20 protein-coding genes and 3 tRNA genes are annotated in these 17,564 nt (G+C 73.4%); 12 read left to right on the top strand and 11 right to left on the bottom strand.

Annotation, left to right across the window (positions count from 1 at the left end; all coding sequences use genetic code 11):
* Nucleotides 1–17 precede the first annotated feature (17 nt).
* Nucleotides 18–341, bottom strand: coding sequence for a DUF6457 domain-containing protein (locus QJ852_25095; GenBank protein WGX96408.1), 324 nt, complete (start codon nucleotides 339–341; stop codon nucleotides 18–20).
* A gap of 56 nt (nucleotides 342–397) precedes the next feature.
* A complete protein-coding gene (locus QJ852_25090; GenBank protein ID WGX96407.1) occupies nucleotides 398–991 on the bottom strand; it encodes a molybdenum cofactor guanylyltransferase in 594 nt (197 codons plus the stop codon).
* A 37-nt stretch (nucleotides 992–1,028) separates the two neighbouring features.
* On the opposite strand from QJ852_25090, the gene QJ852_25085 reads away from it, so the two are divergent.
* A complete protein-coding gene (locus QJ852_25085) occupies nucleotides 1,029–1,832 on the top strand; it encodes a carbon-nitrogen hydrolase family protein (GenBank protein ID WGX96406.1) in 804 nt (267 codons plus the stop codon).
* Between the two features lie 31 nt (nucleotides 1,833–1,863).
* Nucleotides 1,864–2,883 (top strand): hypothetical protein, encoded by a 1,020-nt coding sequence (locus tag QJ852_25080; GenBank protein WGX96405.1) that lies wholly within the window; start codon nucleotides 1,864–1,866, stop codon nucleotides 2,881–2,883.
* 210 nt (nucleotides 2,884–3,093) lie between these two features.
* Here QJ852_25080 and QJ852_25075 read toward each other — a convergent pair.
* Nucleotides 3,094–3,178 (bottom strand) — tRNA-Ser (locus QJ852_25075).
* A 101-nt stretch (nucleotides 3,179–3,279) separates the two neighbouring features.
* Here QJ852_25075 and QJ852_25070 point away from each other — a divergent pair.
* From QJ852_25070 to QJ852_25060, 3 genes are all read left to right on the top strand, one after another.
* The gene (locus QJ852_25070) at nucleotides 3,280–3,738 is read left to right on the top strand and encodes a hypothetical protein (protein WGX96404.1); all 459 of its coding nucleotides are present in this window, start codon (nucleotides 3,280–3,282) and stop codon (nucleotides 3,736–3,738) included.
* Between the two features lie 101 nt (nucleotides 3,739–3,839).
* A tRNA-Ser gene (locus QJ852_25065) sits at nucleotides 3,840–3,930 on the top strand.
* Between the two features lie 157 nt (nucleotides 3,931–4,087).
* The gene (locus QJ852_25060; GenBank protein WGX96403.1) at nucleotides 4,088–4,222 is read left to right on the top strand and encodes a hypothetical protein; all 135 of its coding nucleotides are present in this window, start codon (nucleotides 4,088–4,090) and stop codon (nucleotides 4,220–4,222) included.
* Between the two features lie 24 nt (nucleotides 4,223–4,246).
* On the opposite strand, the gene QJ852_25055 is transcribed toward QJ852_25060, so the two are convergent.
* Nucleotides 4,247–5,254: a LuxR family transcriptional regulator gene (locus QJ852_25055; protein ID WGX96402.1), complete on the bottom strand. Its 1,008-nt coding sequence runs from the start codon at nucleotides 5,252–5,254 to the stop codon at nucleotides 4,247–4,249.
* Between the two features lie 98 nt (nucleotides 5,255–5,352).
* On the opposite strand from QJ852_25055, the gene QJ852_25050 reads away from it, so the two are divergent.
* Nucleotides 5,353–5,425 (top strand) — tRNA-Arg (locus QJ852_25050).
* A 137-nt stretch (nucleotides 5,426–5,562) separates the two neighbouring features.
* Here QJ852_25050 and QJ852_25045 read toward each other — a convergent pair.
* Together QJ852_25045 and QJ852_25040 are read right to left on the bottom strand one after the other, a co-directional pair.
* Complete coding sequence (locus QJ852_25045; GenBank protein ID WGX96401.1) at nucleotides 5,563–6,180, bottom strand: response regulator transcription factor; 618 nt, start codon at nucleotides 6,178–6,180, stop codon at nucleotides 5,563–5,565.
* Nucleotides 6,177–7,358 (bottom strand): histidine kinase, encoded by a 1,182-nt coding sequence (locus QJ852_25040; protein ID WGX96400.1) that lies wholly within the window; start codon nucleotides 7,356–7,358, stop codon nucleotides 6,177–6,179. The genes QJ852_25045 and QJ852_25040 overlap by 4 nt, the downstream gene beginning before the upstream one ends.
* A 140-nt stretch (nucleotides 7,359–7,498) precedes the next feature.
* Between QJ852_25040 and QJ852_25035 the strand changes: the two genes are divergently transcribed.
* Together QJ852_25035 and QJ852_25030 are read left to right on the top strand one after the other, a co-directional pair.
* On the top strand, nucleotides 7,499–8,650 hold the full coding sequence (locus QJ852_25035; protein WGX96399.1) for a DUF418 domain-containing protein: 1,152 nt from the start codon (nucleotides 7,499–7,501) through the stop codon (nucleotides 8,648–8,650).
* Between the two features lie 481 nt (nucleotides 8,651–9,131).
* Nucleotides 9,132–9,797 (top strand): M15 family metallopeptidase, encoded by a 666-nt coding sequence (locus QJ852_25030; protein ID WGX96398.1) that lies wholly within the window; start codon nucleotides 9,132–9,134, stop codon nucleotides 9,795–9,797.
* Here the strand turns inward: QJ852_25030 and QJ852_25025 are convergent.
* Entirely contained in the window at nucleotides 9,794–10,534 is a 741-nt protein-coding gene (locus QJ852_25025; GenBank protein WGX96397.1) for a DUF3152 domain-containing protein, read from the bottom strand. The two genes, QJ852_25030 and QJ852_25025, sit on opposite strands and share 4 nt — an antisense overlap.
* A gap of 325 nt (nucleotides 10,535–10,859) precedes the next feature.
* Between QJ852_25025 and QJ852_25020 the strand changes: the two genes are divergently transcribed.
* Genes QJ852_25020 through ccsB form a run of 3 tightly spaced genes read left to right on the top strand, consistent with a single transcriptional unit; the run spans nucleotide 10,860 to nucleotide 13,929 of the window.
* On the top strand, nucleotides 10,860–11,450 hold the full coding sequence (locus QJ852_25020; GenBank protein WGX96396.1) for a TlpA disulfide reductase family protein: 591 nt from the start codon (nucleotides 10,860–10,862) through the stop codon (nucleotides 11,448–11,450).
* Nucleotides 11,451–11,455: 5 nt separating this feature from the next.
* Complete coding sequence (locus QJ852_25015) at nucleotides 11,456–13,024, top strand: cytochrome c biogenesis protein ResB (protein WGX99504.1); 1,569 nt, start codon at nucleotides 11,456–11,458, stop codon at nucleotides 13,022–13,024.
* Nucleotides 13,021–13,929: a c-type cytochrome biogenesis protein CcsB gene (ccsB, locus tag QJ852_25010; GenBank protein ID WGX96395.1), complete on the top strand. Its 909-nt coding sequence runs from the start codon at nucleotides 13,021–13,023 to the stop codon at nucleotides 13,927–13,929. Before QJ852_25015 ends, ccsB begins: the two co-directional genes overlap by 4 nt.
* 24 nt (nucleotides 13,930–13,953) lie before the next feature.
* Here the strand turns inward: ccsB and QJ852_25005 are convergent, their stop codons facing one another.
* The 4 genes from QJ852_25005 to QJ852_24990 are packed head-to-tail and all read right to left on the bottom strand — an operon-like array spanning nucleotide 13,954 to nucleotide 16,597.
* A complete protein-coding gene (locus tag QJ852_25005; protein ID WGX96394.1) occupies nucleotides 13,954–14,913 on the bottom strand; it encodes a M56 family metallopeptidase in 960 nt (319 codons plus the stop codon).
* A 19-nt stretch (nucleotides 14,914–14,932) separates the two neighbouring features.
* The gene (locus QJ852_25000) at nucleotides 14,933–15,826 is read right to left on the bottom strand and encodes a cation diffusion facilitator family transporter (protein ID WGX96393.1); all 894 of its coding nucleotides are present in this window, start codon (nucleotides 15,824–15,826) and stop codon (nucleotides 14,933–14,935) included.
* Nucleotides 15,826–16,224, bottom strand: coding sequence for a metalloregulator ArsR/SmtB family transcription factor (locus QJ852_24995; GenBank protein WGX96392.1), 399 nt, complete (start codon nucleotides 16,222–16,224; stop codon nucleotides 15,826–15,828). The genes QJ852_25000 and QJ852_24995 overlap by 1 nt, the downstream gene beginning before the upstream one ends.
* A 16-nt stretch (nucleotides 16,225–16,240) precedes the next feature.
* Nucleotides 16,241–16,597, bottom strand: coding sequence for a BlaI/MecI/CopY family transcriptional regulator (locus QJ852_24990; GenBank protein ID WGX96391.1), 357 nt, complete (start codon nucleotides 16,595–16,597; stop codon nucleotides 16,241–16,243).
* 111 nt (nucleotides 16,598–16,708) lie between these two features.
* Between QJ852_24990 and QJ852_24985 the strand changes: the two genes are divergently transcribed.
* Nucleotides 16,709–17,515: a cytochrome c biogenesis protein CcdA gene (locus QJ852_24985; protein WGX96390.1), complete on the top strand. Its 807-nt coding sequence runs from the start codon at nucleotides 16,709–16,711 to the stop codon at nucleotides 17,513–17,515.
* The last annotated feature ends 49 nt before the right edge of the window (nucleotides 17,516–17,564 follow it).

Genomic DNA, 17,564 nt, shown 5'->3' with positions numbered 1-17,564 from the left:
CACTGCTCGGCAGCCACTCAGACCAGGGAGTCCTCGTCGGCGTAGTCGGCGTCCGCCAGCTCCTCGAAGTCGACGTCCTCGTCCTCCGCCGCGGGAGCGCCCGCCGGCCGGTCCCACGACTCGGCGAGGGCCTGCGCCCTCGCGGCGAGCCGCTCGACGGCGTCGGGGTCGGCGCCCTGCTCTCCGGCGGCGAAGCCGAGCAGGAAGGAGGTCACGAATCCGGCAGCGGGGTGGACGTTCTCGTGGGTGATCCCGGCGAGGTCGACCAGCAGGCCCTCGTCGGCCTCGGCCTCGATGTCCAGGACGTCGCACAGCTCGTCGATCCAGTCATGGAGGTTCACCCGACCAGAGTGATACGGGGGCCCGTCCGGTGACAAGGGGTTCGGACAGTCCGGGGTCAGTCCAGAGATGGTCCGGCGGAGGCGATGTCGCGCAGGTCGCTCCAGGTGTCGATGTCCCGCGCCTCGTCGCCGACCGGCGCCACGGCGACGAGGTCGAGCGGCGCCAGCAGCGCCCGGACCGACAGGCCGTGCTGGCCCTCGTGGTCGGGGCGGACGGCGTCCAGGCGGGCGGTCTCCACGACGAAGGCCAGCTGGCGGCGGCCGTCGGCGTCCGCGAGCACCGCGCCCTCGTGGCCCACCGCCGCCTCGTGCAGCCGGCGGAAGGTGCCGGAGTGGAGGCGCGGCATGTCGACCGCGAGCACCGCGATCGTCGGGAAGCTGCGCAGCAGCAGGTCGCGCCCGGTCAGCAGCCCCGCCGCCGGACCGCCGAACCGCGGCTCCTCCCGGACGAAGGTCACCGGCCGCTCGGTCGGCACCGGGTGCCCCACCACGACCACCTCGCTCGCGTCGATGACGGCGTCGAGGGCGTGCTCCAGCAGCGGGCGGCCGTCGACCTCGATGGACGCCTTGTCGACGCCGCCGAGACGGGAGCCCTGGCCGCCGGCCAGCACGATCGCGGCGTATCCGGACAGTCCCTGCTCGATCACCACCCCTGGATCCTCCCAAACGCACGCCTACGCTGGCACCGTGACCAGTCCCACCTCCCGGCAGCTCCGTCTCTCCCTGGTGCAGGCCGCGTCGGCGCTCGACCCCGCGGTCAACCGGGACGCCCTGACCCGGCTCAGCGCCGAGCACGGCCAGGACACCGACCTCGTCGTCTTCCCGGAGGCCTTCGCCCGCGACTTCGGGGAGGCCGGCTCCGACGTCGCGCCGTACGCCGAGCCGGTCGACGGGCCCTTCGGCGCCGCCCTCGCGGCGGCCGCGGCGGACGCGGACACCACGGTCGTGGCCGGCATGTTCGAGTGCGGCCCCGACCCCGAGCGGCCCTACAACACCCTGCTCCTGGACGGCGCCGCCGCGGCGTCGTACCGGAAGGTGCATCTGTACGACTCCTTCGGCTACCGCGAGTCCGACCGCCTCACCGCCGGCCCGCTCGAGCCGGTCGTCGTCGACGTGCGCGGCTGGCAGGTCGGGCTGATGACCTGCTACGACCTCCGGTTCCCCGAGCTCGCGCGGGCACTCGTCGACCGCGGCGCCGAGCTGATCGTGGTGCCCGCCGCCTGGGTCGCGGGCCCGCGCAAGGTGCACCACTGGCGCACGCTGCTGAGTGCCCGCGCCATCGAGAACACGGTGTACGTCGCCGCGGTCGGCCAGCCGGCTCCCCGCTATTGCGGCCACTCGCTGGTGCTCGACCCCTTCGGCGAGGTGCTGGCCGAGGCCGGCCCGGGCTCGCCCGAGCAGCCGGAGGTCCTGCGCACCGTGATCGAGCGCACGGTGCTGGAGGAGGCCCGCCGCGTCAATCCCTCCCTGCTCAACCGCCGGCTGCGCTGAAGCAGCCGCGCACCGGATAGGCTGCTCCTCCGTGTCCCGCACCCCCTCCCGTATCCCGCTCGAGCAGCGCATCGGTGAGTTCGGGGCCTCGCGGGCGCCACTGACGATCTGGTTCCTGTTGGTGCTCGCCGCCGCCGGCGCCCTGGTCTGCGCGATGCTCCCGGTCGGGCCCACGTGGCTCGGGACCGCGGGCGCGGTCGGCGTCGCGACCGCCTTCACCTGGGGCCTGGCGGCCCGGACCGGCGGCCGCCCGCTGGTCTTCGCGCCGCTCGCCCTCGCCTGTGCCCTGGTCGCGGTGGCCAGCGACAACGACCTCCTGCTCACCGGCGCCGCCATCGGCACCTCGGCGGTCGCCGCCGTCCTCGGCGTGATGATCACGGTGCCGGCCGCCGGCATCGCCACGGCCGCTCGCGAGTGCGTGGTCGGCATGCTGGTCGCCGGCGTCGGCGCGATGGCCACCGTGGGCTTCGAGCCGGCCATCCAGAAGGAGCGGTTCGAGTACGTCGGGCTCGGGCTCGCGTTCGTGGTCGCGATCGTGCTCGTCCACCGGCTCGGCGCGGGCTTCCACGGCCTGGGTCGCCGTGGCCTGATCATCGTGGCGATCGGCGCGATCGTGCTCGCCGCGACCCTGCTGTACGCCGAGCTGCTGCGCCGCTACGGCTCCACCGGTCTGGTCGACCAGCTGCTGGACTGGGTGTCGTGGAGCCGGGACACGCTGGGCGCCTTCCCACGCCCGATCGCGAGTGTCCTCGGCGTACCCGCCCTCGCCTACGGCTGCCACATGCGGGCCCGCCGCCGCCAGGGCTGGTGGGTCTGCGCCTTCGGCGTGGCCGCCACCTCCTCCACCGCGACCGCCCTCGCCAATCCCGCCGTCTCGGTCCAGGAGGCGACCCTGTCGGTCGTCTACGGCCTGGTCGTGGGCCTGGTCCTCGGCTGGCTGCTCATCCGTCTCGACCTCGCCCTCACCGGCAACCGGGGCCGCCGCAGTCGCTCCGCGGAGCAGGCGGCCGCCGTCCGCCCCGAGCCGGGACGGTTCGCCCCCCTCCTGTGACGCGGCGCCCCTTGTAACTAAGGGTTACAGCACGAATTTCGCTGCAATAGCGCCCGGGTAGGTGTCACAACACCCGGGTAGATGCCTGCGCCTCAGCAGCCGCCACGCCCGGCCGACGCCCCCTCGGCAGAGGCTTGCTCCGCTGCGCCTCAGCAGCCGCCACGCCCGGCCGACGCCCCCTCGGCAGAGGCTTGCTCCGCTGCGCCTCAGCAGAGGGGGCGGGATTCGAACCCGCGGTAGGTCTCCCTACGACCGCTTTCAAGGCGGTTCCGATCGGCCACTCCGGCACCCCTCCACGCCCGTACGACGCACGCGTCGCCCCGGACCCCGCGAGTCTAGTGGTCCCGGTCGTCGCGGCTTTGCCCCGTCCTCGCCCGGCGTTGAACAATGCCGGTCATGAGCAGCACACAGCCGTCCGGGGTCACCGACTACCGTCTCGCGCCGCCGGTCATGGCGCGCTTCGTCGGGGCCTACCTGGTGCTGCTCGCCCTGGTGCTGCTCGTGGTCACGGCCGTCGTGGTGGCGGCCGACCTCAACGCCGATCTCCTGGTCCTCGTGCTGGGAGTGGGCCTGCTCGGCCTGATCGGGCTCGGCTGGTGGCTCCGCTCGCGGCTGGTCGTCGTCCGGCTCACCGACGCCGGCTACCAGGTCCGGATGATCCGCGCCGCCGGGGCGACCGACGCGCGCTGGGCCGAGGTCGAGGACGCCGTCGCGGCCGCACCGTCCGGGATCGACTGCCTCGTGCTGCGGCTGCGTGACGGACGCAGTACGACCATCCCGATGCAGCTCGTCGCCGCGGACAAGGACGACTTCGCGCGCGACGTACGGGAGCATCTGCGGCGCGCCGCCCGCTGACCGGCCCGCTCCCGGGGCCGTGGACGGGGCCCGATTGGTCCGCTCCCCGGCGCTCCTTGTAGCCTTGCCCACGCTGTCCGGTCTATGACCGGTGCGGTGGAGGAGGCGTCGCCTAGTCTGGTCTATGGCGCCCGCCTGCTAAGCGGGTTTGGGGCTACAACCCCATCGAGGGTTCAAATCCCTCCGCCTCCGCCGCGAACGAGGCCCCCGGTCGTCACTCGACCGGGGGCCTCGCTTATTGGGCCGCTTTGGGGAAGGATGTTTGAAAGCGTCGTCAGGGGGTAGGCGCCAGCGGCTCGGGTACCCGGAGGGACGGCACCCGGCCGCCCACCAGTGAGGGGAATGCTCAATGAAGAAGCTCGCTCGCAAGACCGCTTTCACGCTGGCAGCACTGATCACCGCGGCCGGCATCGTCTCCCTTCCCACGGCGGCCGAGGCCGACACGGGCTGGGGTTGGCGGGTCTTCCCCGGCGCGCACCGCTGACGGAGGCGCTCGGATCCTGTCCGGTCAGGACGACGTGACGTCGTCGTCCTGACCGGCTATGCCCAGGGTCCCCATGGTGTAGCCGAGCTGGAAGCGCGTCTCGGCGTCGTACTCCTCCTTGAGCTCGGCCACGTACCCGGCGTACGTCCGAGGGCTCACCCCGAGCCGCTTCGCGCTCACCGCGTCGGCATGGCCCTCGATCAGCATCCGGATGGTCATCGACCGCTGCTCGGACGCGATCTCCTTGGTCACGCTGTGTCCCGCGCTCGCGAACGGGCGGCCCCGCGCGAAGGCGCGTTCGAAGACGTCGACGAGGTACGCCACGATCGCCGGCTCCCGTACGACGACCGCGGTCGCCAGGCTGTCGGCGGCCGGGATCAGCGCGACCCGGCGGTCGACCACGATCATCCGGTTGAAGAACTCGTCGAGCGTGCGGACCTCCGCACCCTGCTCGGTCACGGTCGCGACGTACTTGTGCGTCGCCGGGTGCCGCCGCGCGCTGTGCTGGTACAGAGTGCGCATCGTCAGCCCTCGCTTGAGCGCGGCCACGTCGCGCACCGCCGCCTCCGCCACCGTCTTGGCGCTCCGGGTGGCCTGCGGCTGTGCCGTCAGCAGCTCCTCCTGGGCCTCGCTGACCAGGGTCGTCAGATAGGGATTGATCGCCTCGCCGTGCAGGTAGAGGAACGGCCCCGACTCACTCGCCGCCGGCGACCGCCGCCAGCTCTGCGCGAGATGCGAGAAGGCACTCGCCCAGCGCGCGGACTCCTCGAGCAGCCGCGCCCCCTCGTTGCCCAGCGGCGTCACGACCCGCGACTGCGCGTTGCTCGGCTCCAGCGGTCGCCACGTCTTCCGCGACGCGTCCAGCTGCAGCAGGCCCAGCTCGACCAGCAGGTCGAACGCCCGCCGCAGCGGCGCGCCCTCGACCAGGCGCGGGTCGTCGGCCGCCAGCCCGCCCTCGGCCAGCACCTGCTCGTAGAGACCGATCGCCTCCTCCTCGAAGAGGGCCCGGTCCTCGGGCTCGTAGGCGGTCATGGCGTCATGGTTCCACACCGTCCCGACCGTCGGCGGTGGCGGTGATTCGGCATCTGCAGGCCCTCTCGGCTATTCTCATGCGGTCGCTTCGGTGACGGGCGCCTGTAGCTCAACGGATAGAGCATCTGACTACGGATCAGAAGGTTTGGGGTTCGAATCCCTACAGGCGCGCAGCTCGGTCCACCGCATGACCTGCGCCAACAGGTCGAAAGGCCCACTTCCCCAAGGGAGGTGGGCCTTCTTCGGCTCAAGAACCACTCATGGTCCAGTGTCGCTGGGGCCACCTGTCCTGTCGGAGGGTAGCCGGCTCAGAGCAGCCGGTGGCGGTAGGCGACCGCGACCGCGGCTGCCCGGTCCGGGGCGTCGAGTTTGCCCATGATGTGCTGCAGGTGGGTCTTCACCGTCGCTTCGCCGATGAAGAGCTGGACGCCGATCTGATGGTTGGTTCGTCCTTCGGCCACCAGCTGCAGGACCTCGAGCTCCCGGGCGGTGAGGAGGGGGCGTGGCGGCGGGCTGGATAGCCGGTGAACCACCTCGGGAGAGTAGGCCGCTTCGCCGCGGCTCGCGCTGCGGATGGCGGCGATGACCGCTTCGCGGGTGGCGTCCTTGAGGAGGTAGCCGCGGGCGCCGGCAGCCAGCGCGTCGCGGATGTCGTCGTCCGTGTCGTAGGTGGTGAGGACGAGGAGCATGGTGTCAGGCCAGGACCGACGGACGGCGTGGATCAGCTCGATGCCGCCGATTCCCGGCATCCGCAGGTCGGTGAGCACGAGGTCGACGGAGCGACTGTCCAGCAGGGCCAGCGCCTCTTCCGCGCTGCCCGCCTCGCCGACCACGGTGATGTCGTCGTGGGCGGTGAGTTGACCGCGCAGGCCGTCCCGGACGACGGGGTGGTCGTCCACGAGGAGTACCCGGATCGGCTCGGTCATCGGCGGGCCACCTGCGCCGGCACCGTCACGGTCACCGTGGTGCCGGTGCTGCCGGAGGACCGCAGCTCCAGGCGACCGGCGACCCCGTCGACCCGTTCTCTCATGAACCGGAGGCCGTGTCCTTCCGCCGTCGCGAGGTCGGCGGAGAGTCCCACCCCGTCGTCGGAGACGTCGAGGGCCAACGCGTCGACCAGGTACGACAGCGTGAGGTGGGCGGCCGACGCGCGGGCATGGCGTCCCACGTTGGTGAGAGCCTCCTGCGCGGCGCGGACGAGGACGTCTTCCGCAGCGTCGGACACGGCGACCTGTTCGCCGACGACGTGGAGGCGGACCGGCAGCTGGTGGGTCCGTTCCGCCTGCGCCGCCACCTCGGCCAGCGCGGCAGGAAGCGTTCCTCTGTCGAGGGCACTGGGGCGGAGAGCGTGCACGGATCTGCGCGCGTCCCGCAGGCACTCGCGCGCCAGTGCGGTGCTGGTCCGGACGCGCCGGTGCAGCTCGTGCTCCGGCCCCAGTTGGGCATCGAGTGCCTCCAGCTGCGTCAGGATCCCGGCGAGTCCCGCAGCGAGGGTGTCGTGGATCTCGCCCGCCAGCCGGGTGCGCTCCCCGGCGACGCCGGCGGCCCGCGCCTCGGCGAGGAGCCGCTCCTGCAAGCCGAGATTCTCGTCGAGCGCACGTTGGAGGTCGGCGTGTGCGGCCGCGAGCGCAGCCAGCGCGGCGTGCCGTCCGGCCGTCTCTGCCTCGAGCGCGCGGATCGCCCCGCCCGCAACCCCGACGAGGGCCGCCGTCGCCGCGGCGAGGCTCACCTGCTCGAGCGTCCAGGTCCTCGGCGCCGATCCGAGGATCGAGACGGCCGTGGTCGCCGCGACGCCGGCGTACGCGGCGACGCCGGGCAACGCCACGAAGGCCATCGGGTAGCACACGAGCTGCAGCGCGAAGAAGGTGAAGCTGAGCTCGGTCAGGTGATCGGTGAGCGCAAGCAGTCCGACGAAGTAGAGGGCCATCGGCAGCAGGCGCGCCTCCAGCCACTGAGGGTGGAGGACGACCCACCACGCGTGCCAGGCCGCCACTGCCACCGAGACCGCGACGATCTGGAGCACCACCGCGGGTGCGGGCCGGGCGGTCGCAGCCGTCAGGACGACGGTCCCGGCCAACACCCCGTAGGGAAGCGCGATCCACATGCGATCCGACCGACGGAGGGACATCAGCCTGTCCCAGATCGTCGACACGCCCCGATTGTCACACGCAGGCGGGCTCGACGGGCGCGCCATCCGTCGATCGGGGGATCTGTCGGCCGGGTTGCGTCCCTAGCGTGGAGATCATGGCTTCGCCGACCCACTGCCTCCCGCTCGTCGATGGGGCGGTCGCTGCTCGCGCGGCCGCGCCCGATCTTGCGCGGGGCCTCGCGCTGGCGCTGATCGCGCTCGCCAACGTGATGATCTACTTGCACGCCCGTGCCTACGGCCCGCGCCAACACATCGTCGAGGAGAACCCCCTCGACCTCGGCGTCACGGCGCTGCTGGTGACCTGGGTCGACTCCCGTGCCTATCCGCTGTTCGCCGCGCTGTTCGGCTACGGGATGGTGCGGATCGCGGACCGCGTCCGTTCCGCAGGCGACGAACGCGGCGCGGCGTCGGCTCTGCGTCGGCGGTCCTGGTGGCTCATCGGTTTCGGCGCGGTCCACGCGGCCCTGGCCTTCTCCGGGGACGTGCTGGGTTGGTACGGACTGATCGGCGTGGTCCTGGCGTCCCGGACCCGTCTGCGGGGGAGCGCACTGCTCTGGCTCGCCGCGGCGTGGCTGCTCGTCGCCTCCGCCGTACAGGGCGCCGTCTACGCGGACCCGACGGTGACGGACCAACGCAGCTTCCTGTGGTCCTTCGCGATCGAGGATCCCGGCGCGGCCCTGGGGTGGCGTCTGCTGGAGTGGCTGATGACCCCGTTCGGCCTGCTGTCCGTCGTGAGTGCGGTGCTCGTGGGAATGTGGGCAGCACACCGACGAGTGCTCGAACGTCCGTGTGAGTACCTGATCCTGCTGCGGGTCACCGCCTTCGTCGGCATCTCGGCCGGAGTCCTGGGCGGCATCCCCATGGCGGTCGTGACCATCCAACTGTGGAAGCCATCGTCCCTCGTCGTCGGGGCGCTGTCCTGGCTCCACATCCTCACCGGCGTCCTCGCCGGCCTCGGCTACCTCGCGGCGATCACCCTGCTCGCTCGGCGATGGCGAGACGGTCGCATCGCTCGTGCCCTGCGCGCCACCGGCGAGCGTTCGCTGAGCGCCTATCTCGCGCAGACCGTCGTGTTCGGGGCCCTGCTCCCTGCGCACACTCTTGGCCTGGGCGCCGTCCTCGGTACGACGCAGGCGGCGGCGCTGGCCCTGCTCACGTGGCTCGCGACGGTGGTCGGTGCCGCCATGCTCGCCGGATCAGGACGGCGTGGGCCGGCCGAGGCCCTGCTTCGCCGCTGCGCGCGATGAGCCCGACGCCCCGGCCGCGGTGCGTCCCGCAGTCGTGGTCGCGGATGCTGTCGAGCACTTGACCCGAAGCCCGCAGGAACGGGAGCGCATTCTCGGCATGGCATTGTCCGACCGCGACCCTCGCGGCGTCGTACCCACCGAGTTCGGCGACCCCTTCGCGACCCATGCGCACCCAGTGCTCGCCAGGCGGTCGGCCCCATCCGCCCGGTCAGGAGGTCCTGTCGCTCGGGCGTAGCACGCTCACTGGAGGGAACCGCCGCCGCAAGGTGGCTCGGTGGATCCACGGTGCCGTACCGGCGCGGCAGCATCGAGCAGCGGTGGGCCGGTTCGTCGGCCGATTTACTACTTCCTATAGTAGGCAGTCACGTTCCGGGACAGGTGCCAAGGAGATCGATCGTCGGTGGGTGCTCAGCCGCGTCACCGCGCCCCGAGCAGCCATCGGGCGCCGCGTCGCCGCGCGACCTCCCCGCGACGGGGCCGGGTGGCCGGGGCCGTGGCCGCCGCGATCGCCACGACCGCGGCGGTGGCGCTGGGCAGTGCCGCCGTCGAGTCGCCGGACGGCTCCGGGGCGGCGGCCATCGCCGATCGCCGGCGCGAGCCGGTGCCGCTGCCCACGGGGGCCGAGCGGGAGCGACTCCGCGAGACGCGCGGCCTCGACGACGTGCTGAGCCGGAGTGCGCCGCGCGCCACGTCCGGGACAGTACGCCGCGAGCCGGCCTGGCTCGAGGGCTGCCGAACGGCGCCGCAGGCGACCCTGGGCGGCAACGGGACCGTGCCGGAGGAGAGCCTGTGTGAGCTGCCGGATGGCTTCCACCTGCGCGGCGACGCGGCGGCCGCCTGGGCGCGGCTCGACCTCGCCTACACGGCCCGGTTCGGGGAGGAGCCGTGCGTGACCGGCGGCTACCGCGATCTCGCCACGCAGCGCTCCCTGTACGCCGTCAAGCCGGGGCTCGCCGCCCGCCCGGGGACCAGCAACCACGGGTGGGGCGTGGCCATCGACCTGTGCGGCGGAGTGGAGTCGTTCGGGACGGCCGAGTACCGGTGGATGACGGAGAACGCTCCTGCCGCGGGGTGGGTGAACCCGTCCTGGGCCCGGGCCGGCGGCTCGCGCCCGGAGCCCTGGCACTGGGAGTACGTCGGGCCCTAGCGGCCCGGGCCCGGGGCCGGCCAGGGGTTGCGCCGGCAGCCCTGCAGGCCCTTGGTCTGCTGCATCATCACCGGAGCCAACGCGCCGGGCCCGTCGCAGTCGGCGTGGCCGTTGCCGAGGGCGTGCCCGACCTCGTGGTTGACCAGATAGCGCCGGTACTGGGCGATTCCGGCGTAGGCGTCGGCACCGTGGACCCAGCGCCAGGCGTTCAGGACGACGCGCTCGCCGTTGCGGCACGAGAGCCGGCCGCCGGTGTCCAGGGGCGCGCACAGCTGGTCCGTGGTGTCCGGGGTCGCGACCAGGATGCGCAGGTCGCCGTCCCGCTCGACCCGCTGCACCGACCGATCCTCGGCGCTCGTCCAGCCGCGCGGGTCGGCGAGGGTGGCGTCCACGGTCGCGGCGATCTCGCGCACCCGCAGCGGCAGGCCGCGCTCCACCTCGACGGTGTAGGTCAGCAGAGCGCCGTCGCCACCCACGTCGGACCGGCCGCCGGCGACCCGGAACGTCCCGGGGCCGCGCTCGGGGATCTCGACGACAGCCGCCGCCGGAGGAGGCGGATCGGACGGCGCCGGGGGAGCGGTCGTGAGCGGTGTCGCCTGCGCGACCACCGGGGTCGGCGGGGCCGACGGCTCCGCGCGGGTCGGGGTCCGGTCGGCCACGGGGTCCACGCCGTCGGGGGCGAGGACGCCCGCGCCGACCCCTGCCGCCGCGGCGGTCAACGCACCGAGCGCCACCACGCCGGCCCACCGCCCGCGGCGGGGACGTCGTCGGCGGTGCCCGGCAGAGGCCCGGCGGACGCGGGAGGACGGGGCGGCCCGGTGCCGGCCCGTCATGCGGCGCGCTCCCGGGCGCTCGGCGCCGGCCGGTCCGCCTCTCGCACCCGCCGCCCCGCTCTCCGTCCGGTCCACCCTCGACCCGGTCAACCTACTACGACGGATAGTGATGCGACCCGGCCGATCCTTCACATTCCTACTATGTAGAATAGTACTAAGGCTCGCCGGAGATGCCCCCGGACGCCGCCGACCCCGCCGCCTCCCCGCGGGCGGAGGACAGGAGCTCTGCGTGAGGACACCGCCCGGACGCCGCCGCGCCGTCGTACGCACGGCGGCGATCGCCGTCCTGGCGGTCCTGACCGCCGGGTGCTCGGCGAACGCCGGCGGCTCGCCCACCGCCACCGACCGCGTCGTCGAGCAGGTCCCGGCCGGCGACCGGGTCCGGGTCGAGCGCTTCACCGGCACCCTGCTCGACGGCACGGCCTTCGACAGCGCCGACGTCGCCGGCCGCGTCGTCGTCTACAACGTGTGGGGCTCGTGGTGCGCGCCGTGCCGGACCGAGGCTCCCGCGCTGGCGCGGGTCTCGGGCGACACCGCGGCGCAGGACGTGCGGTTCGTGGGGATCAACGTGCGCGACAACGACGCCGCGGCCCGGGCGTTCGAGGCCAGCTACGGCATCGCCTACCCGAGCCTGACCACCGACACGTCCAGTGATGCACTGCTGGCCTTCGGGCCGTCGCTGCCGCCGAGCGCGGTGCCGAGCACCCTGGTGGTCGACGCCGACGGCCGGCTCGCCGCACGGGTCATCGGTCCCGTGGACGCCTCGACGCTGCGCGCGCTCGTCGACGACGCCCTCGCCGAGGCGGGCGCCGCGCCGTGACCTGGATGTCGCGGGGCGCGACCCGCCCGCACCGGGTCAAGCGCGGCTGGCTGCGCTGGACCTGGCGGACACTCACCTCGATGCGCACCGCCGTGATCCTGCTGCTCCTGCTGGCGCTGGCGGCGATCCCGGGCTCGCTGTTCCCGCAGCGCAATGTCGCCACCGACCCCGCGGCTGTGCAGCAGTTCTTCGCCCGGAACCCCGGGCTCGCCCCGTGGCTGGACCGTCTGGGCCTGTTCGACGTGTACGCCGCGCCCTGGTTCGCGGCGATCTACGTGCTGCTCCTCGTCTCGATGACCGGGTGCGTGCTGCCCCGGTCGCTGCGCCTGTGGCGCGCCGTGCGCAGTGCGCCCCCGGCCGCGCCCCGCAACCTGGCCCGGATGGAAGAGCACCACTCCTGGCCGGCCGGGCGGGAGCCGGCGGCGGTCCTGGCCGACGCAGCGCGGCACCTGCGCCGCCGGCGGTTCCGGGTGGTGGTCACCGACACCGAGGTCCGGGCCGAGCGCGGCTACCTGCGCGAGGTCGGCAACCTCGCCTTCCACCTGTCCCTCCTCGTGCTGCTCGTCGGCGTCGCCGTCGGCAAGCTGGTGGGCTTCGAGGGCCGGGTCGCCGTGGCCGAGGGCGGCACCTTCGCCAACGACCGGTCGCAGTACGACGTGTTCACGCCGTCGGCCTGGACCGACGTGGACGACCTGGTGCCGCTCACCTTCCGACTCGACTCCTTCGACGTGGAGTACCAGACCCGCGGGACCAACCCGGGCCAGCCCCGCACCTTCGACGCGCAGCTCAGCTACCGGCGGGGCGACGACCCGACGCAGCGACGTGCCACCGTGCGGCCCAACGAGCCGCTCGACGTCGACGAGACGAAGTTCTTCCTCACCGGCAACGGCTATGCGCCCCTGGTCACGGTCCGCGACGGGCGCGGCGAGGTGGTCTTCACCGGACCGGTGCTGTTCCTGCCCCTGGACGGCAACAACACGTCGGAGGGCGTGGTGAAGGCGCCCGACGCCCAGCCGGCGCAGCTCGCCTTCGAGGGCCTGTTCCTCCCCACCGCGGACGTCGGGCCGCAGGGCCCGTACTCGATGTTCCCCGACGCCCTCGACCCGCAGCTGTTCCTGACCGCCTGGACCGGCGACCTCGGCATGGGCGACGGCGTGCCCCAATCGGTCTTCGCGCTCGACCGCGACGGGCTCACGCAGGTCCGCGCCGGCGACGAGCCGTTCAGTCGGGCGCTCTCGGTCGGCGAGACGATGACGCTCCCCGACGGGCAGGGGTCGCTGACCTTCGACGGCGTCTCCCGTTTCGCGAACTTCCAGATCGCCTACGACCCCGGCAAGGAGATCGCCCTCGTCGCCGCGGTCCTCGTCCTGGTCGGCCTCACCCTGTCGCTGCTGGTCCGGCGCCGCCGGCTCTGGGTGCGGGTGACGCCGACACCCGCCGGCGGCCTCGTCGAGGTCGCCGGCCATTCGCTCACCCGCCGGCCGCCCGCGGTCGCGGAGATCACCGCCCTCGTCGCCGCCGTCCGGGACACCGACGGTCCGCGGCCGCCCACCCAGGAGGAACGAGCCCGATGAGTGCCGGCGACGAGACACTCGCGCAGCTGTCCAACAACCTCGTGTACGCCGCGATCGCGGTCTACGCCCTGGCGATGCTGGCCTACGCGGCCGAGACCGCCCGACGTACGACGACCGGATCCGCTCCGCCGTCGGACCGGGCCCGGCTGGTCGGCGCCACGGGCACCTCGCTGACCGTGCTCGGGTTCGGCCTGACCGTCGGCGGCACCGTCACGCGGGGCCTGGCTGCCGGCCGCGCGCCCTGGGGGAACATGTACGAGTTCGTCCTCGTCTGCGCGGTCGCGGCCGGCGGCGCCTATCTCGCCTTCCTGTCCAGGCGGCCGGTCCGGGCCTTCGGGGTGTGGGTCGTGGGTCTCGTGCTGCTCGCGCTCGGCCTGGCCGTCACCGTGCTCTACGCGCCGGCCGGGGAGCTGGTGCCGGTCCTCGACTCCTACTGGCTGGTCATCCACGTCGCCGCGGCCATCACCGCCGGCGGCGTCTTCACGGTCGGCGTGGTCGCCGCCGGCCTGTTCCTGGTTCGGCACCGCCAGGAGCGCCGCGCCGCGGCGAGCGGGGCCGCCGCTCCTCGCCGGGGGTACGCCGCCAGTCTGCCGCCGGCCAGCACGCTGGAGCAGGTCGCGCATGCCGCCCACATCTTCGCGTTCCCGGTGTGGACCTTCGCGGTGATCGCGGGTGCGATCTGGGCGGAGAACTCGTGGGGCCGCTACTGGGGCTGGGATCCCAAGGAGACCTGGGCGTTCATCACCTGGGTGTGCTACGCGGCGTACCTGCATGCCCAGGCGACCGCCGGCTGGCGCGGGGTGCGCGCGGCGTGGTTCGCCGTGGCGGGGTACGCCGCCTTCCTCTTCAACTTCTTCGGCGTCAACCTCTGGATCACCGGCCTGCACTCCTACGCCGGGGTCTGAGCGGGGTCGTTCGCCGGGGCCGGGTCAGGCGTGCAGGGCGACCGAGCAGTAGTCGCGCAGCACGGCCTCGAGCGCCGGCGCGGCGGCGATCAGGACCGGCGCGACGCAGAGCGTGGCGACACCCAGCTGGATCGACCAGCGTTGGCGCAGGGGCAGGGCAGGGCCGGTCGCCAGCAGCCGCTGCACGCGCTGGACGGCGGCGCCGCCGTTGACGGCGAGGGCACCCTCCGGCCGGGGGCCGCCGGCCAGCTTGACCAGTGCGGCCGCCAGCTCGGAGCGCTCGCCGCCGCGGGCGGCGCGGTCGTCGGCGTGCATCTCGACGAGCGTCGCGATCTCCGTCGCGGCCGCCGCGAGGAGTCGGCTGCGGGGGAGTGCCCGGCGGGCCGCGGCGGCGAAGCTCAGGGCCAGGTGGTGCCGTCCCGACAGGTGGGCCTCCTCGTGCGCGAGGGCCAGCACCCGCTGCTGCGGCGTGAGCACGGACAGGGCTGCCGTCGTCACCACGACCTGGGCGCGGTGGCCGGGAATGCAGAAGATCGCGGCGCGGTCGTCGTCGATCACCCAGGCGCCGGGGACGAGGTCGGTCCGGCTCACCAGCGCGAGCCCGTCGCGCTGGCGGATCCGCAGCCGGCGTACGACGCGCAGCTCGTCGGCCAGGGCGACGGCCAGCCGGCCACTGAGCGCGAGGGCCCCGGCGAGACCGGAGATGCCGGCGGCGATGCCGCCCGGTGTCTCGTAGTGTTCGCGCAGCAGGAACGCGCAGGCACCGAGGATGCCGGTGGTGTCGCCGGTGACCGCGGGCAGGAGAGGGACGGCGAGGGCGAGTCCGGCCAGCACGACCGACACCGGCACCGCGATGGTCACGGACTGCCATGCGAGGACGCCCAGGCGGGGCGCGCGCCGGGCCCACGCCGCGTCGGGCAGCATCCGCAGGGCCGCGGTGCGGACCGCGAACGCGAAGACGAGCAGGGCCAGAGCGGCGATCACGGCCGGCCACCGCAGGTGGTCACCACGAGAGCTCGCTGCAGGCCGTGGCGTCGGACTCGATCTGGAGCGTCGCGTGGTCGACGCCGTACTTCTCCCGCAGCGTCGCCTGCGCTGCGACCAGGACCTCGCGGGAGGCGCCCGGGGCGGCGACCAGGTGAGCGGTGGCGACGTTCATGCCGGAGGTGAGCGCCCACAGGTGCAGGTCGTGCACCTCGGCGACGCCGTCGACGGCGACGAGCGACGCCTCCACCTCCGCGGGATCCATCCCGGCGGGCGCGTGCTGGCCGAGCACGTTGAGGACCTCGCGGCCCAGCATCGCGGCCCGGACGACGACGAACGCCGCGATGGCCAGCGCGATGCCGGTGTCCCACCAGGCGTTGCCGGTGAGGGCGATCATGACGCCGGCGGCTATGACGCCCACCGAGCCGACGGTGTCGGCGACGACCTCGAGGTAGGCGCCCTTGACGTTGATGCTCTCGCCGGCGCCGCCGCGCAGCAGGGCGAGCGCGATGACGTTGATGAGCAGGCCGATGGCACCGACCAGCATCACGGCGCCCGACTCGAGCTCGACGGTCTCGCCGATGCGCTTGATGCCCTCGACGGCGACATAGGTGCCGGCGCCGAGCATCAGCAGGACCGTCAGGCCGGAGGCGAACACCTCGGCACGGTAGGAGCCGAAGGTCTTGCGTCCGGTGCGGTCGGTCATCGTGGCGATGCGGGTCGCGGCGAGCGCGGCACCGAGGGCGACGACGTCCGCGGCCATGTGCCCGGCGTCCGAGAGCAGGGCCAGGGAGCCCGACCAGAGCCCGACGGCGAGCTCGACGCCGAAGAACGAGCCGACCAGTCCGAAGGCGACCGCCAGCCGCCAGCGGTGGCGTCCGCCCGCGTGTCCGTGGCCGTGTCCGGCGCCCATCAGCCGGCCATCCTCGAGTTGGGGCACAGCACGACCGCGTCGCCGGTCGCCGCGAGCAGGGACTCGGCGGCGGCGAACACCCGCACCACCGCGTCGGGGTGGGTGAGGGTGAAGACCGATGCGCGCCCGACCGGCCGCGATGCCACCAGTCCGCAGTCGCGCAGGCAGGCGAGGTGCTTGGAGACCGTCGACTGGGCCAGGCCGAGGTGTGAGGTCAGCTCGGCGACGTTGTGCTCGCCCAGGAGCAGGTGGCGCAGGATCGCCACCCGGGACGGGTCGCCCATCGCGCGGAACAGGCAGGCGGCGGCGACCGCCGCGGCCTGCTCGTCGACCTCGACGCCCGCGGTGCCCTCGGCGACGTCGCCGAGCGAGGCGTCCAGGCGAGATTCCATCGTCATGCGGCGATGATAGCGCTCAGTCGCGCTCGCGGTCCAGGAGGGCGCGCAGCTGGGCGGCCTCGGCGGCGGGCAGGTGCTCGACGAAGTGCAGGAGTGCGGCGGTCCGGTCGTCGCCGGTCCCGAGCGCGTCGGTCATCAGCGCCGCGGCATGGGCCGCCCGGGTCTGCGTGGGGCGGTAGGCCCAGGCGCGGCCGACCCGCTCGCGCTGTGCGAAGTCCTTGCGGTGCAGGTTGTCGAGGACGGTCATCACCGTGGTGTAGGCGCGGTTCCGCTCCTGGGGCAGGGTGTCCAGCACCTGGCGCACGGTGAGCGCCTCGGTGGCCGACCACAAGACGTCCATCACCTGCGCCTCGAGCTCTCCGAGACCCTTCATGTCTGCCTGACCCTCCTCGCGTGGCCCGCTGTGCCCACTTCGTATCCTATGGTCGATAGTAGATGCGCGGGACCGGGCTCCCGCGCCGCGGACAGGAACAGCACGGTACCCATGAGCATCGCCGACCTCGTGATGGACGGTCCCCTCCTCGTCGCCGTCGGTCTCGCGGTGGCCGCCGGGCTGGTGTCCTTCCTGTCGCCGTGCTGCCTGCCGCTGGTGCCGGGCTATCTCTCCTATGTCACCGGCATGTCGGGGGCCGAGCAGTCGGTCGAGTCCGGGCGGTCGGTGGGGCCGGGGCAGGCGGAGCCCGCCGGCGTCGTACGCCGCCCGTCCGCGCGCCGGACGATGGCCGGCGGTGCGCTGTTCGTGCTGGGCTTCGCCGCGGTCTTCACCGGCTACGGTGCGCTCTTCGGCGCCCTGGGTGGGCTACTGGTCGAGCACCAGGTGACGCTCGTCCGGGTGCTGGGCGTGGCCACCATCGGGTTCGGTCTGGTGTTCAGCGGTCTCCTGTGGCGGATACCGCTCACGGGCCGGAGCTTCCGGCCGGCGCACCGTCCCCGGGTCGGGCTCGCCGGTGCGCCGATGCTCGGCGTGATGTTCGGCCTCGGCTGGACCCCGTGCATCGGCCCCACCCTGGCCGCGGTGCTGACGCTCGCGACCTCGTCGGCCGGGGCCGAGCGGGGCGCGCTGCTCTCCTTCGCCTACAGCATCGGCCTGGGCATCCCCTTCCTGGTGGCGGCCTTCTCGGTGACCCGCGTCATGCACCGCCTGCGGTGGGCGCGGCGCCATGCCGACCGCGTGATGTTGGCCGGTGGCCTCGCGATGGTGCTCCTCGGCGTGCTCCAGGTCAGCGGTCTGTGGCTCGACCTGATGACCCGGCTGCAGGGTGTCGTCGCCACCTGGCAGACGCCGATCTGAGGGGGCTCACCGACGACCATCTACTATGTCAAGTAGTAGAAGTCGATCG

The sequence above is a fragment of the Nocardioides sp. L-11A genome (genome assembly GCA_029961745.1).
Classification (GTDB): Bacteria; Actinomycetota; Actinomycetes; order Propionibacteriales; family Nocardioidaceae; genus Nocardioides.
The sequence above is the reverse complement of the archived record's forward strand: the minus strand, read 5'-3'. Positions and strand labels throughout refer to the sequence as shown.